The 15,584-nt window shown below is 40.5% G+C and carries 13 protein-coding genes and 1 pseudogene; all 14 read right to left on the reverse strand.

The features are described from left to right. Positions 1 to 7: 7 nt before the first annotated feature. The 14 genes and pseudogenes from SK578_RS09740 to SK578_RS09805 all read right to left on the reverse strand — a co-directional run bounded on the left by SK578_RS09740 (position 8) and on the right by SK578_RS09805 (position 15,521). Complete coding sequence (locus SK578_RS09740) at positions 8 to 814, reverse strand: metal ABC transporter permease (RefSeq protein ID WP_000950030.1); 807 nt, start codon at positions 812 to 814, stop codon at positions 8 to 10. Beyond that, the gene (locus SK578_RS09745) at positions 807 to 1,511 is read right to left on the reverse strand and encodes a metal ABC transporter ATP-binding protein (RefSeq protein WP_033689523.1); all 705 of its coding nucleotides are present in this window, start codon (positions 1,509 to 1,511) and stop codon (positions 807 to 809) included. Before SK578_RS09745 ends, SK578_RS09740 begins: the two co-directional genes overlap by 8 nt. After that, the gene (gene adcR, locus SK578_RS09750; protein ID WP_042751808.1) at positions 1,511 to 1,951 is read right to left on the reverse strand and encodes a zinc-dependent transcriptional regulator AdcR; all 441 of its coding nucleotides are present in this window, start codon (positions 1,949 to 1,951) and stop codon (positions 1,511 to 1,513) included. The genes SK578_RS09745 and adcR overlap by 1 nt, the downstream gene beginning before the upstream one ends. A 147-nt stretch (positions 1,952 to 2,098) precedes the next feature. Next, positions 2,099 to 3,367 (reverse strand): D-alanyl-lipoteichoic acid biosynthesis protein DltD, encoded by a 1,269-nt coding sequence (gene dltD, locus SK578_RS09755; RefSeq protein WP_042751809.1) that lies wholly within the window; start codon positions 3,365 to 3,367, stop codon positions 2,099 to 2,101. Further along, complete coding sequence (gene dltC, locus SK578_RS09760) at positions 3,360 to 3,599, reverse strand: D-alanine--poly(phosphoribitol) ligase subunit DltC (protein ID WP_000351967.1); 240 nt, start codon at positions 3,597 to 3,599, stop codon at positions 3,360 to 3,362. The genes dltD (SK578_RS09755) and dltC overlap by 8 nt, the downstream gene beginning before the upstream one ends. A gap of 18 nt (positions 3,600 to 3,617) precedes the next feature. Further along, on the reverse strand, positions 3,618 to 4,856 hold the full coding sequence (dltB, locus tag SK578_RS09765; RefSeq protein ID WP_042751810.1) for a D-alanyl-lipoteichoic acid biosynthesis protein DltB: 1,239 nt from the start codon (positions 4,854 to 4,856) through the stop codon (positions 3,618 to 3,620). Further along, positions 4,853 to 6,403, reverse strand: a complete 1,551-nt coding sequence (gene dltA, locus SK578_RS09770; RefSeq protein WP_042751811.1) for a D-alanine--poly(phosphoribitol) ligase subunit DltA — start codon at positions 6,401 to 6,403, stop codon at positions 4,853 to 4,855. Before dltA ends, dltB (SK578_RS09765) begins: the two co-directional genes overlap by 4 nt. A 20-nt stretch (positions 6,404 to 6,423) precedes the next feature. After that, a complete protein-coding gene (locus SK578_RS09775; protein ID WP_042751812.1) occupies positions 6,424 to 6,555 on the reverse strand; it encodes a teichoic acid D-Ala incorporation-associated protein DltX in 132 nt (43 codons plus the stop codon). A gap of 452 nt (positions 6,556 to 7,007) precedes the next feature. Then, positions 7,008 to 8,180: a D-alanyl-lipoteichoic acid biosynthesis protein DltD gene (gene dltD, locus SK578_RS09780; protein ID WP_042751813.1), complete on the reverse strand. Its 1,173-nt coding sequence runs from the start codon at positions 8,178 to 8,180 to the stop codon at positions 7,008 to 7,010. Positions 8,181 to 8,227: 47 nt separating this feature from the next. Further along, positions 8,228 to 9,381 (reverse strand): annotated as a pseudogene (gene dltB, locus SK578_RS09785) (D-alanyl-lipoteichoic acid biosynthesis protein DltB). 403 nt (positions 9,382 to 9,784) lie between these two features. Continuing rightward, entirely contained in the window at positions 9,785 to 10,489 is a 705-nt protein-coding gene (locus tag SK578_RS09790) for an MIP/aquaporin family protein (protein WP_042751814.1), read from the reverse strand. Between the two features lie 69 nt (positions 10,490 to 10,558). Further along, a complete protein-coding gene (glpO, locus tag SK578_RS09795) occupies positions 10,559 to 12,385 on the reverse strand; it encodes a type 1 glycerol-3-phosphate oxidase (protein ID WP_042751815.1) in 1,827 nt (608 codons plus the stop codon). A 41-nt stretch (positions 12,386 to 12,426) separates the two neighbouring features. Beyond that, a complete protein-coding gene (gene glpK, locus SK578_RS09800) occupies positions 12,427 to 13,935 on the reverse strand; it encodes a glycerol kinase GlpK (RefSeq protein WP_000076786.1) in 1,509 nt (502 codons plus the stop codon). Positions 13,936 to 14,093: 158 nt separating this feature from the next. Then, positions 14,094 to 15,521 (reverse strand): AcpB/EbpR/MafR family transcriptional regulator, encoded by a 1,428-nt coding sequence (locus tag SK578_RS09805; protein ID WP_042751816.1) that lies wholly within the window; start codon positions 15,519 to 15,521, stop codon positions 14,094 to 14,096. Positions 15,522 to 15,584: the final 63 nt, after the last annotated feature.

The raw sequence follows: 15,584 nt of genomic DNA on the forward strand, positions 1-15,584 counted from the left end.
TAGTCTCCTATTTGATAAAACGTCTTACTAAACTAATGAGTAAAAAGACAGTTACAAAAATAATGGTAATACTTGCACTTGCAGGTGTTTCTGCATAGTAGGAAATGTAAAGTCCTGCTACCATTCCCAAAAATCCAATAGCACTGGCAAGCAGCATAACCGATTTAAAGTTTTTCCCCAGACGCAGGGCAATACTAGCTGGCAAGACCATAATGGTCGATACCAAAAGAGCTCCCGCAGCAGGAATCATAAGGGCAATGGCCACCCCTGTCACCATGTTAAAAAGAATAGACATGGTACGAACTGGCAAGCCATCCACAAAGGCTGTATCCTCATCAAAGGTCAAAATGTACATCGGACGAAGGAAGAGGAAGGTCAAAATCAAAACAACCGCCGCAATGACAAAGAGGGAAATAACCTGCTCTTCACTAATCGTCACGATAGAACCAAAAAGATACTGGTCCAAACTCATTGAACTCGAGCTTTTACCCTTGCTCATGACAATCAGAGAAACAGCCAGACCTGTCGACATGAGGATAGCTGTCCCGATTTCCATAAAGCTCTTGTAAACCGTACGGAGATACTCCAGAAAGACCGCCGCAATCAAGACAATAGCAATAGTAGAAATAGTTGGAGAAATCCCTAGTACCAGACCAAAGGCTACACCTGAAAGAGAGACGTGGCTGAGGGTATCACTCATCAAACTCTGACGGCGCAAGATAAGGAAGGTCCCCAATACCGGCGAGAAAAGACTCATGGCAATAACGGCCAGAAAGGCACGTTGCATAAAGTCATAAGATAACAAACTAAGCATGGCCCACCTCCTGATCATTCTCATGAACGTTGAAACAACGCCATGGTGAGTCTTGGTTACGGACTAGATGGATATTGCGGTCCGCATAGTCCTTAACTTCTTCAGGGTCATGGGTAATCATCAAAACAGCCTTGCCATGATGATGGGCGCTGTGGTGCATGAGTTCGTAAAATTCATTTTTACTTCCTGCATCCATTCCCGTTGTCGGCTCATCTAGGATAAACACATCTGGATCCGAAGCAAACATACGCGCAATCACCGCTCGCTGCTTTTGTCCTCCAGATAGAGAACCCAAGCGTTTGTCTCTGTGTTCCCACATGCCAACTGAGTCCAGACTAGCCTTGATATGCTCCTCATCATGAGCATTCAAGCGACGGAACCAGCCTTTTCGCGGATAGCGACCCGACTTGACAAATTCATAAACCGTACTTGGAAAACCTGCATTAAAACTAGCAATCTGCTGGGGAAGATAGGCCATTCTCAATTTCTTACCCTGCGTATTTGTCTTTGAAATAGTTACCTTACCAATGCGTGGTTGGAGAATTCCAAGACTGGCTTTGATGAGTGTCGTCTTAGCCGCTCCATTTTCCCCAGTCAAGGTAACAAATTCCCCACTATCAACACTATAATTGATATGTTCAAGAACGGGCTCCTTATCATAATAGAAGGATAAATCCTCTACCGTAATATATCTCATTATTTGATTTCTCCTACTAAAGCAGTCAAAAACCGCTGAATCACTTTTTGTTCATTTGGAGTAAACTGAGTCGCCACTTCTTCATAGGTTAAAAGTGTATGCTCATGGTGATGATGGTGCTCCTCAGCGATTGGACGAGCCAAGTCAGTCAACTGATAAAAAATCACACGCGCATCTTTTGGATCTCTGGATGTCTCTAACATGCCCTCTTTGACTAAAGACTTGATAGCCTTGGTAACTGCCGCCTGACTGACATTGAGACGACGGGCCAACTCTGAATTTGTTAAAGATTCCTCTGACAAGAGCATGAGGATATGCTCCTGGGTATTGGTCAGAGCCACCTCGCTAGTGCAATGACCTATTAGGATTTCATGCTGATTTTCTGCCTGCAAAATCACCTCATTCAAAAAAGCATCGATATCCTTCGCTAGCTGTCTCATTTGTTACTCCTTTCTTAACTATCAATTTTAGATAAAAGTATCGATAGTCACTGATTCTTTACTGGTTAATTATATCACAAACCAAAAAAGAGTCAAGAAAAAACGTGAAAACCAGTTTCATTCTTGAACTCTTCTATATATTATTATCTATTTGAATGTCTTGACATCTCCATCATAAGTCGCCCAGTCTTTGCTGAAAAAGCGCTCATTCAAATGATAAGTCGGAGCTGGTGTGGAATTGGATAGGAAAGGATCAACCACCTTGTCAAAAGCCAACCAACCCAACCAACCCAGATGAATGGTATCCTTAATAAAATAAGGATCCCCTCCATTTTTTGAAAAGTCAGCAATATTAGTGAAACCTTGACTTTCTAATTGGTAACGAATTTTCTCCACTGCATGCTGGTACATATCTTCTCTGAGCTCTGTGTAATCCATCCATTTCTTGTTGACAGGTTGGATGACAAAGAGGACATTAACTTTCGATTTTGCAAATTGATTGAGAACCAACTGTAAATCATTATATTCAGATGATTTTAGGAAGCTGTAATTCTTTTGATACCCCTGATATCTCTTGATAGAGTCCTTAATTTGGGTCTTATAAAATTTATTTTCCATCCCCATATCATTATTGGTCGTATTTGCTTCTGCGTCCTTTCGAGCAATTTTTTCTAACTCTTGGTAAGAAAATTGATCCGGAAGATCTTTTAAATAATTTTCTACATGTTCCTTATATTTGAGTTGTCCTCTAATGGAGAACTGACCAAATAGAGAAGCCTGCCTCTCATTGAATCGGGCAAAGGCTTTAATAAGAGTATGATCAACTTCTGACAGCTCCTCTCCCTTTTCCAACTTCTGAACAATACTTTTCATAGATAATAGTGGATTTTGCTTTAAGAGACGTTTGGCTGCGTGTTTCGCAACTATATCTCCTGTTTGATTTTCCAAAAAAGCCGTCAACTGATCGTTGTTAAAGTAGTTTTGGAAAGATGCAGGCTCGTGATCTTCCTCTGTAAACCACTGAGGAGAAATCACAAATATCGCCTGTTTATTCTCAATTTCTGGCAAAATTTGTTGCATGCCAAAGTACTGATTAAGAGAAGCCGCACCCGCCTGCCCCAAAAAGTATGGTCGATAAGAACGATTATACTTTTCAGCTAATACAGCAGGATGCATACTATCAAAACGAATCCACTCACTCGAACCAAAAAAAGGAACAAATCGTAAATCAGGATCTGACAGAGCCCTCACTTTTTGAAATCTTTCTTTAAAACTATCGGTTGTAGTTGCTGCTGCTGATCGCTTTTCCTGTATGATATCATGATCACTCCCAGTTGGGAAGAAGAAAATCAAAAGGTAGACCAACAAACCAGCTATCAAGACCGGTCCGAAGATCATCCATAAGCGTTTAAGCATTTTGTAGCTCCACAATACCAGCTATAATTTTATTAGCTGTATTCCAGTCATCGCGACCAAACTCTGTTACAGGGACACGAATGTCAAAACGGTTTTCAATCTCCACAATCAACTCAACCGTGCCCATACTATCCAAGACACCTGCATCAAAAAGATCTTCATCCATCATGTCAGAAACGTCTTCCATAAACAACTCATCAATAATTTCGATAACTTCTGATTTGATATCCATATTTTATTTCCTTTATTTTTAAAACCATAAATCATTCAAGAATCCAGAAAAGATTAAGAATGACAGCATGACGACATGGAAGGTGACAACCATGCCAAGCAACTGAATCCAGCGATTCTCAGGTAGAGCAGCTTCCCCTGCTTTTTTCCGCTCCTTATTGAGCGTCTTTTTCTTGCGAACCCAGGCGTCATTGATTACCAAGCCTAATCCATGAAAGAGGCCATAGGCGATGTAATACCAAGTTACACCATGCCAAAATCCCATAACCAGCATATTTACAATATAGGCCACGCTCGAAGTTACATTACGATTTTTAAAGACCTTCTTTCTGGTCAGTACCATCACCATTCGCATAAAGACAAAGTCACGGAACCAGAAAGAGAGACTCATGTGCCAGCGATTCCAAAATTCCTTTAAATCCCTTGATAAAAAAGGCTTATTAAAGTTGATAGGGCTACGAATTCCCATCAAATTTGAAATGGCCAAGGCAAACATAGAGTACCCTGCAAAGTCAAAGAATAGCTCCAGACCAAAGGTATACATGACTGCCAAGGCATAGTGGTTAAAGAAACCACCTGACTGCAAGGCTAGATTCTTTAGAGGAGGGAGTAAGGTTTCTCCTAAAACATGAGCTAGGATAAACTTATACAAAAATCCCCACATGATATAGCGAACAGATTCATCCAGCATATCCATCAACTCATCTCGCTCAGGAATGGTCTGATAATTTTCATTAAACCGCTTAAAGCGATCGATTGGCCCGCTTGAAAAAGTCGGCATGAAGAGTAGGAAGCGGAGGAATTCCCAGAGGCTAAAATCCTTAATCACTCCATCTCTCAGCTCGATGATAATCCCAACCGAACGAAAGGTCAGGTAAGAAATTCCCAAAAATCCAAGCAAAGACTGCGTTCCATTGATAGCTGGCTGCACCTTGACAAAGATAATCGGCAGTAGGGACAGAAAACTAACTAGGTAGAAAACCCACTTACCATCCTTACTTTTTCGATAGTGCTTATAGAAAAGCAAGAGCAATATTTCCCAGCACAGATAAATGCCCAAGGCAGCCAATTGATTAGTCTTCCCACCTACCAGCATGGTAACGATAAAGAAGAGACTAACCAATACCTCGTACCAGGCAAAGCGTTTCTTGAAAAAGAGGCCGATAAAGATGGGCAAGGTTGCAGCAATCACATAGACAAAATACTGAGGATTGCCGTATGGCTCTAAATGAGGAAGCTGTTTAAAAAACTCCATCATCTCCTATTTACCTCATTAATCAATCCTTTGATATCAATTTTTCCATTTGGAGTCAGTGGCAAACTGTCTCGATAAAGGAATTTGGACGGCATCATATAAGACATCATAATATCTGTCAAGTCTTCCTTAATGGCCTTGGTAATATCGATATCACGCTCAAACTGCTCACGAACACCATCTTTTAAGATGACATAGGCTAGAAGATTTTGCACCTTGTGGTCTTTATTATAGCGCGGTACTGCAACAGCAGACTCGATAAAGCGAGACTTATTGAGGTTTTGAGAGACATCTTCTAACTCAATGCGGTAACCGTTGAACTTAATCTGGAAGTCCATGCGTCCGCCGTAGAGAAGCAAGCCCTCATCTGTCATAGTTCCCACATCTCCTGTATGGTAGGCTGGTAGACCTTCAAACTCAAAGAAGGCTTCTGCCGTTTTTTCAGGATTATTCATATAACCTTTTGAAACGGCTGGTCCAGAAACAATGATTTCTCCCTGTTCACCATTTGGCAGTTTCTTGCCGTCCTCATCAATGATAAAGGTTGGAGAGTCGGCCTTGGTATAGCCGATTGGTAGGCGTTTGAGAGTCGCCAACATCTCGTCTGTCACAGCAACAGCTGACAAGGCTACTGTCGCTTCTGTTGGACCGTAAGCATTGATAATACGGGCATTCGGGAAACGCTCACGCAGTTTTTGAGCAGTTTTGACCGTCAACTCTTCGCCATCAAAGTAGAAATGCGTAATTCCAGGCATTTTCTCGCTATTAAAGTCTTCTGATATCATGGCCATATCTGCAAAAGAAGGGGTTGAGGTCCAGATAGCGATTGGCAATGAAAAGATGGTAGCAAAGAGTTGCTTAAAGTCCTGAGTAATAGCTGAAGGAAGAGCGAAGAGCGTACCACCTAATGCCAAGGTCGGAGCCCAGTACATGACAGACAGATCAAAAGAATAAGGTGGCTGAGCCAGCATTTGCGGACGACTTGGCGTCGCAAATTCCTTGTCCGTAATCATCCAGTTGGTAAAGCTGAGGAGATTATCATGGGAAATCTGCACTCCTTTTGGCTTACCAGTCGTACCAGAAGTAAAGATGATGTAGTAATTATCATCACCCTTGACTGGATGCGTCATCTCATAACTAGTCCCTTGGGCAAATGCTTCTTGAACCTGAGCTAGATTCATTATCGGTGTAGAAGCCTGCTCCAATGGAAAGTCTGAAATGGCAATAATCAAGCTTGGCTCTGCTACTTCTAAAATAGCTGAAACTCGCTCCAAGGCCGAATGGCTGTCAATTGGAATGTAGGCATGCCCCGACTTAGTCAGCGCTACAAAGGTTGCCAACATTTCATATTCTTGGCCACCAAAAACAACCACAGGAGACTTCTCAGGCAAATCTAGTTGGTCAATGGCTGCAGCCAAACTATTCGAATCAGCTTTCAAATCTCCATAAGTGTGTTCCTGCCCCAAAACATTGTAAACAGGATAGCTAGGCTGGGTCTGAGCAAAATGCTCAATGGTTTCAATCATATCTACTATTGGTTTATTTGACATAATAAGGATTCTCCTTCAAGTTAAAATTCATTATAGATAAAGCTTCCTTGACCCTGACCAAGATAGCTAAAAAAGTAAAGCAGCCCTAGAAAGATAAAAAAATACAAGGCTGTCCGACCAAGAAATATGTACAATTCTTTTCTTTGTTTCATCAAGAAAAACCATTCATTTCTGTAATTTTCCGCTAAAATAAAATCAATTTCTTACTAATTTATTTTTCTGCTATTATACCACTTTATAGACTAGTTTTTCAATTGTTTACCCGTCTATTTTCACTACGTTCCAGTAACATTAATTTGTTCCATATGATTCTTTCTAATGATAGCTTAAATGCTTTTCAGTATGGATTATATGGGGAGCTACAACATAGTAGGCTCCATACTACCTATAGAGGATTTTTCCACTATAAATATTATAGAGCCTTATCTTATGTCTCACTTTATCGGTGCAGTTCCCTTTATCTAGAGATTTTTATAGTATGTAATCCTAGAATTCACTATAGATAAATTCTTGAATGTTCGAAAAATCGGTCACAAAACAATAAATCACGATGCTTAAGATAACAGTATAGAAAAATAACGTCCACAAGATTAAACGGTGTGTGTTAGTTATCTTGGTTTGCAAATTTGTATAGTTCTTTTTCAACTTCCATCCATCCTTTCACTCCAACGTGCATCACGTCAAATAAAAAGTAATCATCATACTCTCTGTTTCCATAGTTTAGTACTGTTGCACCATGGCTTTTTGCAACATCTTCTATTTTTTTGTAAGTTTTTTCCCGCATCTCTCTTGAAACACCTGTGTAGTCGTTCCACTTCCCGTTTACTGGGAAAATAATGACCTCAACTTCAATGCCCAATTCCTTAGCAACTGTCAAGAAAAGTTCCATATCTGAATACTCTGGTGACTCCAGATAACTCAAATCTTTATTAGAATCTTTCAGAGATACATAGCGATCTTTTAAGTAGGTATTGTAGTAGTTATTATCAACAGCATAATCATTATTGTCTGTTTTCTTTTTGACCTCTTCTACAAACTGATTCGTCATTTTCTCCCAATCATAGTCTGGGGTTTTATCCCCTAGTGAAGGATAATCTGATTTGGCATGTTTTTGATAAAAAGTCTGTTTGAGTTTAAAGGAATAAATCGCGTTATCGAACTCTAATAGTTTTTTATCAACAATCGTTCCTTTCTCATCTATGAAATAACTTTTGTATTTTTTGTAGATGTCATTTTGTTGCTTGTTCCCCTTGGTAATTTCGATAATGCGATTGATTAGTTTTTCTTTCGTTTCCTTACTAATCTTATCATTACCTAGCATATGGAAAATATGTTCCTGAGAAGCCTTGTTCAAAAAGGCATCTTGATGAGTCCCATCTTTTTCAAACCACTGAACCGATTCTATTATAGCCACTTTTCGCTTAGTCATAGATCCTTCAATAGAACCCAAGGTCGTAGCCTGAATGATGTTTTGTGAATAACTGGTCCCAATCTGCATGATATTAAAATCGTTGTAGTTAAAAATTTTATTGGGATGATAGTCTTCATTTATCGTTGCAACCAACTCAGATGACCCCAATAAAACCAATGTATTGGGAGTGATATTGCTTGTTAAAATATCTCTACTTTTATACTTTTCATACGAAGTGCTATAGCGAATACTGTTATCCTTTACTTTATAATAATCATCAATCTTCTTGACGTATGTCACATTTAAAAGCGCAAGCGTCGCAATTACGAGCACAAGCGATAGCAAAAATGCTTTTAGTTTAATCATCTAGTTTTATCCTATCCCTTCGATCCGTCCAATCTCTTTTCAAGTTCTTATCTCTTTAAAATCGTAAGTAAGATTTTATAGGGTTCACCTGAAAAGATAAAGAAACCAATCATAACCAAATTCATGGTCACAAACCAACTCAGTAGCTTATACCAATTTTTATTTTTATTTTTCTTATAAAAATTGCTTTTCTTTTGATACACCTCAAATCCAGCCATCAAAACACCATGATAAAAACCATAAACAATGTAGCTAACACTAAGACCATGCCAAAAACCCATGACCAACATATTGACCATATAGGCATAGGTTGCATTGTGTAGTCTATTTTTAAACCATTTTTTCCTGATGGCCTGCATCAATACTCTTGAAAATACAAAATCTCTCAACCAGGTCGACAAGGTGATATGCCATCTGGTCCAGAAATCTTTGATATCGACACTCAAGAAAGGTTTGTTAAAGTTCATCGGTGTCTGAATACCTAGAATGTTGCTACTTCCAACGGCCATTAGACTATAGCCTGCAAAGTCGAAGAACAGATACAAGGTATAGAGGTACATATACTTGATTGAGTAAATGACTGTGCCAGTATTATTTAGAGCGAGCAACATCTGGTAAACATAGGTTGATAAAACAACCTTGTAAAGAAGGCCTAGAACGATACGATACACACCGTCACCTGCCAACTCTAGATACTCTTTTCGAGGCATGACCTCGTTTATCTCTTTTAAAAATCTCCTACTCCGATCAATCGGACCAGCACTAACTGTAGGGAAAAAAGTAAAAATTGCAGGTAGTCTTTTATGCTAATCTTTTCTTTAATCAAGCCATCCGATATCTCCAGCATGATCTGAATGGTCTTAAAGGACATGTAAGAAATTCCAATAAAGGCCAACAAATGCAGAGAAGTCAGGGCAAAGACTTTATTGATCACTAAAGGAAGAATAGAAAGGAAAACCAAAGGTTTCAGCCGCTTTGCTTCTATACTCTGTGCTAGAAAAACTAGAAAATATTGATAAATGACAAAGGCAAGTAAATAGACAATCATTGCTCTACTCTTGCCATAAATAACTCCTGCAAATAAGAGGGAGAGCACCAAAATATAGTAGTCCTTACGTTTTTCAAAAAAGTTTACTACAAAACCAATTAGTAAAACTACAAACAAAAGAAGGAAAAACTCATTCCCCTCGAAATAATTCATACCAGCCAAACTCCTTTTTTCTTTTTCTCATCTCTTGATTTATCTTTTTAATATTAGTTCCTATCATATTACCAAGGATAGTTAACTTTATTCATTATATCATAATTTAAAAACTAAAAATACTTCTGTTATTTTATTTCTTAAAATAAAAAATCCAACTGACTCTCAGTACTGAACCCCAATAATGAGACAAAATTATTCACACCATAAATAAAATTCAAGAACAAAAAATTGATGAAGGAACCAGTTAAGGATTCTGCCTTTTTAGCTAAAATAGTAATCAACACCAGTATACAAACTTAAAAAATCAAAACGACCAAAATGAAGTGAGAAAGTGCTCCTTATTTTGGTCGTTTTTTGTAAGTTATGTTTATTACGGTATGAATAATTGAGTTTTAATATCTTAGAAAAGTGAGAATACAAGCACGGCCAAGGCTGCACCAATAACAGGTCCCACAACAGGAATCCAAGCATAAGACCAATCTCCGTCTCCCTTGTTTGAAATTGGAAGGATACTGTGCATGATACGAGGTCCAAGGTCACGTGCAGGGTTCAAGGCATAACCTGTTGTCCCACCTAGTGATAGACCGATACCGACAATCAAGGTCCCCACTGCAAAGGTTCCGATTCCTGCTTGAAGGTCATAAAGTCCCAAAGCAAAGATTGTCAAGACCAAAACAAAAGTTCCAAGGATTTCACTAATCAAGTTTGATACAGTATCCTGAATGGCTGGACCAGTACTGAAGGTTGCCAGAATATTGCCTGCATTTTCTTCTGCTTCGTAGTGAGGTTTGAATTGCAACCAAACCAAAATCTGACCTAGCATAGCCCCTGCAAACTGAGCTAGGATGTAAGGGAAAACGGAAGTCCAAGGCAGATCACCTTTTAAGGCCACACCAATGGTCACAGCTGGGTTTAAATGAGCCGGACTGAGTTTTCCAGATACAAATACTGCAACCGCAACTGCAATCCCCCAACCCATGGTAATCACAATCCAACCTGCATTGTTGCTCTTGGTTTTAGGAAGAACCACACCTGCAACAACACCATTTCCTAGAAGAATCAGGATTAAAGTCCCTAAAAATTCTCCAAATAATTCATTCATCATCTTTCTGTCTCCATTAAAAAGAAGGAGGGGTAGACTAGGAGTCCTGCCCTCCACCTCTTTTATTTTTTCTTAATTTTTTAATTCTGCTAAATCGTTGTTAGCAAGAGCTGCTTCGACATCCGCACGGTAAGTTGCTTTCTCATCTTCTGTCCAGTCATAGAATCGTCCCATTTCATCCAAAACTGGCTCAACGATGCTGTCCAAACTATCACGCATAAAGAGCATATGGTTGGTACGACGAAGAAGGAAGTCAACTGGGCTAAGAGCCAACTCATTGCGCATTGCATAGTGAAGTGACAAAGTGTCTGCCAAACTGAGTCCTGGCGCTTGTTCCAAACTATGAGCAAGAGCAAAGACTTTCGGTGCATTTGAACCGTAAAGATTTGCGAGATAGTGGGCTTCCTTACTATCCAAGCCACGTGACACTCCAAGTTGCGCAAAGGCTTCGATTTCTGAGTCCACATTTGCTGGGTTCAATTCCCCACCTGAAACAGGGTATGTCTTAGAGTTGATGAGTTTAAAGCTGCGGTCAAATTCTGCTTTGAGGATGTCAACCACGCGCTCCATAGCTCCTTCAGCCATCTTACGGTAGTCTGTGATTTTACCACCAGCAAGAGTCAAGAGACCATTATCATCTCGGTCCAAGCTAGAACCACGAGAAACTGCAGATGGGTCCAAATGTTTCTCAGAGGTACTGCTTTCAAGCTTGCTAACAGCTGCCTCAACATCTTCACGAGTTTTTTCTTTAGTGAGGTAAGATTCAACAGTTGCAATCAAGTTGTTAAAGCTTTCATCGCTAATGGTGCCGTTATTTCCTCCATTGTAGTCAGAAGCGCTATTGCCTGCGATCAATGGACGAAGACCTGCCCAGCTGCTTTCGATATCATCAATGGTAATGTTAGCTTCTGGGAAACGGTTGTTGACAATACCAAGTAGGTAGTCTACATCTTCTTGAGTTACTTTTGGATGTTCTAAATCACCTGTGTAGTCTGTATCAGTTGTACCGAAGTAAGTCTTGTTTTCACGTGGAAGAACAAAAACCATACGACCATCTCCCAAACCTGTGTCAAAGTATACTGGTTGAGAAACCTTGATCTTGCTTGAATCCACTACCAAGTGAACTCCCTTAGTTGGACGCATTTGTGAGAATTGGGTTCCCATATTAGACAAATTGCGTACCTTGTCGCTCCAAGGACCTGTTGTGTTAATCACCAGACGGGCCTTGATTTCAAATACTTGGTCTGTCAAGAGATCACGAGCTACAACACCTGTAATCTTGCCACTTTCGTCAAAGAGGAAGCCGTCTGCCTTCACATGGTTAGCAATGAGGGCACCGTCTTGGTTGGCACGTTTGATGTTTTCAATCACGAGACGTGCATCGTTGTTACGGAAGTCAAGATAAACTCCACCTCCTACCAAACCTTCTTTCTTCAAGTTTGGCTGGCGTTCCAAGACTTCTTCCTTGCTCAAAACCTTGTTAGCAGCTGGTGTGTTGTTAACTCCTGCCAAGAGGTCATACAAGTCCATAGCTACTTTCAGACGGAAGAGGCTAAAGGTCGCTCCATCCTCATCGTAAACTGGCAAGAGCATTGGGTCTGGTTTTGGAATGTGAGGTGCAATTTGTTGTACCACTGCACGTTCAGAAACCGTATCTGATACCACTTCTACGTCAAATTGTTTGAGGTAACGAAGACCTCCGTGAACTAATTTTGTTGAACGACTGGATGTTCCTTCTGCGAAGTCCTGCATTTCAATCAATCCAGTGTCAAGACCACTAGCTGCTGCCTGCAAAGCTACACCAGCTCCTGTAATCCCTCCACCAATAATCAAGAGATCCAAGGTGCGTTCCTGCATTTTTTTAATTGACAATTCACGTGTTTTCTTTGAAAATTCCATATTTACACACTTTCTAACTAAGTCGCTTTATTCTTCCAGTATTAGTCGTCTACTTCCGCAAAGACTTGCGTTGCTTTCACAGCCTTCTTCCAGCCCTTGTAGAGTTGTTCCTTACGAGATTCGTTCATAGATGGCTCGAAGAGCTCTCCTGTCTCGTTCAAGAGTTTCAACTCATCCAAGTCCTTCCAATAGCCTACTGACAAACCAGCTAGGAAGGCTGCTCCTAGAGCTGTTGTTTCCAAGTTTTTGGCGCGTGCAATATCGATTCCCAAAATATCAGCTTGGAACTGCATGAGGAAATTGTTCATAGCTGCACCACCGTCTACTTTCAAGACCTGGATAGCTGTCTGCGCATCCACTTGCATGGTATCGATGATGTCACGTACTTGATAAGCGATAGATTGCAAAGTCGCCTTGATAAAGTCTTCTTTAGTTGTTCCACGAGTCAAACCAAAGACAGAACCGCGAGCGTTTTGGTTCCAGTATGGAGCACCTAAACCTGTAAAGGCTGGAACGACATAAACTTCATCATTGTTGTGAGAATCACGAGCATATTTTTCAGATTCTGGTGAGTTTTCTACCATGCGAAGACCGTCACGAAGCCACTGAATGGCGCTTCCTGCGATGAAGATAGAACCTTCCAAGGCATAGTAAACCTTGCCGTTGATTCCGTAACCAATGGTTGTTAATAGGTTGTTTTCAGACAACTGCATCTCTTCACCAGTATTCATGATGATGAAAGAACCTGTTCCATAAGTATTCTTGACCATACCCGGTTCAAAGGCCAACTGCCCAAAGAGGGCTGCTTGTTGGTCCCCAGCCATACCTGAGATTGGCACTTCTCCACCGTAGAAATGGAATGGAGCTGTCTTACCGTAGATTTCAGAGTTAGAACGAACTTCTGGAAGCATAGCCTTAGGAATGTTGAGAATTTCCAAAATCTCATCATCCCATTTGAGTTCTTTAATGTTATATAGCATGGTACGAGCTGCGTTTGAGTAGTCCGTCACGTGAGCCGCACCGTCAGTCAATTTCCAAACCAACCAAGTATCAATGGTACCAAAGAGCAATTCTCCTTTTTCTGCTCGCTCTTGAGCGCCTTCTACATGATCCAAAATCCAACGAACCTTGGTAGCAGAGAAGTAAGCATCGATAATCAAACCAGTCTTTTCATGGAATTTTTCCACATAACCTTGACTTTTTAGTTGTTCAGCCAAAGGAGCTGTCTGACGTGATTGCCAAACGATAGCATTGTAGATAGGGAGCCCTGTTTTCTTATCCCAGACGACAGTTGTTTCACGCTGGTTGGTAATCCCGATTGCTTCGATTTGATTTGGCTTGACACCACTTTCGATGAAAGCACCCGCAATAACTGACTGAACAGAGTTCCAAATTTCATTGGCATTGTGCTCTACCCAACCTGCCTGAGGGAAAATCTGGGTAAACTCTTTTTGACTCGAGCTAACTTTTTCTCCTTTTTTGTTGAAAATAATGGCACGAGAACTTGTAGTTCCCTGGTCAATGGCCATAATGTATTTTTCTTGTGACATGTGCTGTCCTCCTGATAAAGATCTTGAGGATGTTTCCTCTTTACACTAACTAGTATACAAAATAAAGCGCTTTCTTATTCATCAACTTTTTTTAATTTTTAAAAAATGTGAGTAGATTGTGTGAATTTCACAAAAAAGACCTGGAACAACCAAGCCTTTTAAGTGAATAATAACTGACGAATCCCTGCCAAATCTTCCAAATCCAAGTCGTTTTTTAAATAATAAACTGGAGTCTGTTCCTTCTTATGAATCGGGTTATTGGTAACCAGCAAATCATAATGCCGAGTTCGGTCATAGGCTTCAATGGTAATAAAACGATTGTATTCCAAATACCGTTTCAAAATGGCTGCCATCCTTGAAAAGACAAGAAAACCAGATGTCAAATCCAGACCAATCCGCATATGCTGACCACCATTTTCAGCCATATATTCGATTAACTGCAGCCATTCCCAGAGAATTTTCTTATCTAAATCTGTCCCCTGCTGAAAGGCCGGTAGAGCATGAAAAATCTCCTCTGCCGTTCCCCTAAAATCATGTTCCATCAGCAAATAAGGATGACGATTCTCCAACTGGTACTTGTAGCGGTCCTGTAAAATATAGCCCTTATAGAGATAGACTTGAGCACAAAGCTGACTGAGTTCATAGGTAACGTGATCCTCTGTATAATCACCCAGCAACTCCTCCTTCTTCATTTCTTGAATCAACTGTGTCAGCAAATCGGCCAACTGCCCTCCAAAACCAAGGATATATTCCATAGTATGAAGAGGAAGAATGCGATGAGATAGGAGGAAAGAGAAGAAAATCATCAGCTCCCCATCCTCAGTTCCCAGAGGAAGGTGTTGCCCAGCAAAAAAGGAAGGAGCCTTTCTCAGCAAACGAAGGTAGAAAATATTGTCAAAATACCCTCGCATTTTCTCTTCTATGACTTGAAACTGACAGGCATTGACCCGAAGACGTTGCTGACTGATGTGACTCCACAAAACCAAGTCCAATTTCTGCCCCGAAGACAAACTTGCACCGCAGATCTCTTCTAGTGTAGCAATCTCCTGTTTTCTCTCTGGTTTCTGCATGTGGACTTCCCATTCCTGACTGGACCAGACCTTGCGGAAAAGACAGAAATAGAAATAGCGAATCTGATGCTCTGGACCTCGCCAACGTCCATTTTGGATGGATAAATCAAATTCTGACAAAATCTGATTTAAGCTAGCTAAGTGACGGCCAAGCGTTGCCTCGCTAATCATCAATTCTTGAGCCAGATGATGGGCTAAAAACTGTTGGTGGTAGAGAAGATAGACCAAAATCTGGTATTTAACAGCATTCTCCAAAAACAAGCTCCGAATATCTCTCCCCTTGGTAGCTGCACCGATTGACAGACGCAGATTTTCATCTTCTAAGTGAATAGTCAGCTCTAAGCCACTATCCATAGCCCTATCATTGAGCAGGGTGACATATTTGGTTAGGGTTGCTTTTGAAAATCCTGTTTCCTCCATTACAGCCTTGACGGTCGTCTGAGACTCTTGTAATAGAAAGGAAAGGATTGAAAATTGGCCAGATTCAGCCTTTTCCATCAAATCTCCTAAATACATTTGTTACCCCTTTCATTTTCTACCTTAAGCATAGCATAAATCTTACAAATGCTGAAATAATCT

The sequence above is a fragment of the Streptococcus mitis genome, from assembly GCF_000722755.1.
Taxonomy (GTDB): Bacteria; Bacillota; Bacilli; order Lactobacillales; family Streptococcaceae; genus Streptococcus; species Streptococcus mitis_CM.

Excerpts from the sequence above, each read along its gene's own strand:
- SK578_RS09740 (WP_000950030.1), bottom strand. The coding sequence starts at position 814 with ATGCTTAGTTTGTTATCTTATGACTTTATGCAACGTGCCTTTCTGGCC.
- SK578_RS09745 (WP_033689523.1), bottom strand. The coding sequence starts at position 1,511 with ATGAGATATATTACGGTAGAGGATTTATCCTTCTATTATGATAAGGAG.
- adcR (WP_042751808.1), bottom strand. The coding sequence starts at position 1,951 with ATGAGACAGCTAGCGAAGGATATCGATGCTTTTTTGAATGAGGTGATT.
- dltD (WP_042751809.1), bottom strand. The coding sequence starts at position 3,367 with ATGCTTAAACGCTTATGGATGATCTTCGGACCGGTCTTGATAGCTGGT.
- dltC (WP_000351967.1), bottom strand. The coding sequence starts at position 3,599 with ATGGATATCAAATCAGAAGTTATCGAAATTATTGATGAGTTGTTTATG.
- dltB (WP_042751810.1), bottom strand. The coding sequence starts at position 4,856 with ATGATGGAGTTTTTTAAACAGCTTCCTCATTTAGAGCCATACGGCAAT.
- dltA (WP_042751811.1), bottom strand. The coding sequence starts at position 6,403 with ATGTCAAATAAACCAATAGTAGATATGATTGAAACCATTGAGCATTTT.
- SK578_RS09775 (WP_042751812.1), bottom strand. The coding sequence starts at position 6,555 with ATGAAACAAAGAAAAGAATTGTACATATTTCTTGGTCGGACAGCCTTG.
- dltD (WP_042751813.1), bottom strand. The coding sequence starts at position 8,180 with ATGATTAAACTAAAAGCATTTTTGCTATCGCTTGTGCTCGTAATTGCG.
- SK578_RS09790 (WP_042751814.1), bottom strand. The coding sequence starts at position 10,489 with ATGATGAATGAATTATTTGGAGAATTTTTAGGGACTTTAATCCTGATT.
- glpO (WP_042751815.1), bottom strand. The coding sequence starts at position 12,385 with ATGGAATTTTCAAAGAAAACACGTGAATTGTCAATTAAAAAAATGCAG.
- glpK (WP_000076786.1), bottom strand. The coding sequence starts at position 13,935 with ATGTCACAAGAAAAATACATTATGGCCATTGACCAGGGAACTACAAGT.
- SK578_RS09805 (WP_042751816.1), bottom strand. The coding sequence starts at position 15,521 with ATGTATTTAGGAGATTTGATGGAAAAGGCTGAATCTGGCCAATTTTCA.